This is a genomic window from Streptomyces sp. NPDC043952 (genome assembly GCF_056435325.1).
This window is the reverse complement of the sequence record NZ_JBWKES010000073.1, coordinates 1-2241: the sequence shown is the minus strand read 5'-3', so window position 1 is coordinate 2241 and position 2241 is coordinate 1. Positions and strand designations below refer to the sequence as shown.

Here is a 2241-nt window from a genome sequence, read left to right as displayed (position 1 = left end):
GATACTTTCCCTTTCGTGGGGTGGGGGGGGGTCGTAGTCGTGGGATACAACACCGTGGAAGGGGGGGGGGGGGGGGGGGAAACCCCACCCCCCCCCCCCCCCCCCCCCCCCCCCCCCCCCCGCGGTGAGCGGAGCGAGCCGCCTTGAACCAGTAGAGAAAGTTGTAACTCAGTCTGTCGAGCGGGGCGTGAAGTCGTGAGCGCATGGCGGTAGTTCGGTGCCCTGGCGGTGTGCGATCGGCAGGAAGAACGCCGGTCGGATCGTCCAGATGATGCGGGTGCCGGCGTGGGTCAGTGACACCGTGCAGGGCTCGGCCCGTAGCAGGGCTCGTCGGGTGTCGATGCGGCCGTCATACATCCACTCCCACGCTGCACTGGAGGCGTCCGAGTCCAGTGCCGGGGAGATCGTTTTGAGGGCGACCGCTACCCACCGGTCCACCTGCGGAGCGGAGTAGGCGTCAAACGATGCCACCAGTGCCTGCGGGCCCTGCTCGCTCAGGTTCTCCGTCCAGCACTCGCACCAGAACCCCCGCCGGGGCAGCTTCATCAACATCATCGGCCTCCCAGCCGTGCGTCGGCGTACAGCTCGGCGGTGACCGTGTGGCCCTGGTCGGTGTCGTGGACGACGACCCGGTGGGCGATGGCGCTGACCATGCCGAACCCTCGGCCGTGCTCGGCGTCCTGGTCCTGGTGCTCGACCTTGGGGGCCGTGGCCGTGCCGCCGTCGTCCGTGACCGAGACCGCGACCACCTGAGCCGAGACGGCGACGGCCAGGTGGAAGCTGCCGGGCTCCCAGCCGCTGGCCGTGTGGCGGATCGCGTTGGTGCTCAGCTCGCTCACGATCAGCTCGGCGTCGTCGGCCAGAGGGGAGTCGCGCAGGATGTCCCGGGTCCAGCGGCGGGCCCGGCTCACTTCTTCCGGGAATCCTGGGCAACTCAGCCCCCAGACCCTGGCTGCACTCATATACTCGTGCATACAAGTTCCTTCATGCTGGTAGGCCGCCATGTGCAGCGGGTTCGGGCTAGACGAGTTTCACGCCGTCGTGGGCGCGAACGGCCGGCGGGGTCATAGCGTCGAGTGCGTCGAGCACACGTATCGCGTACGCCTCGTCGGCAAGCTCGGTGACCTCTTCGCGGGTGGCCCAGCGCAGTGCGCGGGTCTCGTCACCGGTGGTGGGCACACCGTCGGCGGCTTCGCAGCGGAAGACCAGCGAGACGATCAGGCCCTTCATGTTCTTGTAGACGCCGGTCAGGGCCGCGGGAAGGGCGATCTTGATGCCGGTCTCTTCGAGGACTTCCCGTTGGAGGGCTTCCGGGATGGTCTCCTCGCGTTCGAGGACACCGCCCGGCGGTTCCCAGTGGCCGTTGTCCCGGCGCTGGATCAGGAGGGCCCGGCCTTGGTCGTCCACGACGACCCCGGCGACGCTCACGGAGTGCGGGCGTTCAGTGCTCACGTTCCTCGGCCCTCTCGGCTGGCTAGGCTCTCCACCGTAGCAACAGCACTCGCCCACTCGTCTAGATACCTAAAGGAGTACTCACGTGAGCCCTCTTTCTTCGGGCCTCCTCGGTGATCTCGACCCCACGAGCGATCGTGCGGTCTTCCGGCAGATCGCCGACCAGCTGCGCGAGGCCATCGACCGTGGGCGATTCCACGAGGGCGAGAAGCTGCCCTCCGAAGCCGACCTTGTCGACCACTTCGGAGTGTCCCGGATGACGGTCCGCAACGCCTTCTCCATCCTCCAGGGCGAGGGCCTGGTGCACGCCGAGCACGGCAGGGGCGTCTTCGTACGGCCACGACCGCCCGTCAGGCGACTCGCCTCCGACCGCTTCGCCCGCCGTCACCGGGAACAAGGCAAGTCCGCGTTCATCGTGGAGGCCGACGCGGCCGGCGGCCACCCCCAGGTCGACAGCCTGGAGGTCAAGGAGGAGAAGGCCAGCCAGGACATCTCCACCCGGCTCGGCTCCGTGCGCCGTGTGCTGGCTCGTCGGCGCCGGTACCTGCTCGACGGGCGACCCGTCGAGTTCGCCACCTCCTACCTCCCGCTCGACATCGCCCGCGGAACCCCCATCGCAGAACCCAACCCCGGCCCCGGCGGCATCTACGCCCGCCTGGAAGAGCTGGGCCACCGCCTCGACCACTTCGACGAGGAGATCCGCGCCCGGATGCCCTCGCCCGCAGAGGTCAAGACGCTCCGCCTTGCCGCCGGTGTCCCGGTCATCCATCTCATCCGGACCGCCTTCGA

4 protein-coding genes are annotated in these 2241 nt (G+C 68.7%); 1 reads left to right on the top strand and 3 read right to left on the bottom strand.

Annotated features, from left to right (window positions below; all coding sequences use genetic code 11):
* Window positions 1-168 precede the first annotated feature (168 nt).
* Genes AC069R_RS34030 through AC069R_RS34020 form a run of 3 tightly spaced genes read right to left on the bottom strand, consistent with a single transcriptional unit; the run spans window position 169 to window position 1428 of the window.
* On the bottom strand, window positions 169-552 hold the full coding sequence (locus AC069R_RS34030) for a hypothetical protein (protein ID WP_478770557.1): 384 nt from the start codon (window positions 550-552) through the stop codon (window positions 169-171).
* On the bottom strand, window positions 552-974 hold the full coding sequence (locus AC069R_RS34025; protein WP_478770556.1) for an ATP-binding protein: 423 nt from the start codon (window positions 972-974) through the stop codon (window positions 552-554). Before AC069R_RS34025 ends, AC069R_RS34030 begins: the two co-directional genes overlap by 1 nt.
* Window positions 975-1020: 46 nt before the next feature.
* A complete protein-coding gene (locus tag AC069R_RS34020; protein ID WP_478770558.1) occupies window positions 1021-1428 on the bottom strand; it encodes an NUDIX hydrolase in 408 nt (135 codons plus the stop codon).
* Window positions 1429-1537: 109 nt separating this feature from the next.
* Here AC069R_RS34020 and AC069R_RS34015 point away from each other — a divergent pair.
* Window positions 1538-2241, top strand: a 704-nt coding sequence (locus AC069R_RS34015; RefSeq protein WP_478770555.1) for a GntR family transcriptional regulator, incomplete at its 3' end; no start/stop codon positions are given.

Bases quoted from the DNA above. Each gene is read 5' to 3' on its own strand.
- AC069R_RS34025 (WP_478770556.1), bottom strand. From the start codon at position 974: ATGCACGAGTATATGAGTGCAGCCAGGGTCTGGGGGCTGAGTTGCCCA.
- AC069R_RS34030 (WP_478770557.1), bottom strand. From the start codon at position 552: ATGTTGATGAAGCTGCCCCGGCGGGGGTTCTGGTGCGAGTGCTGGACG.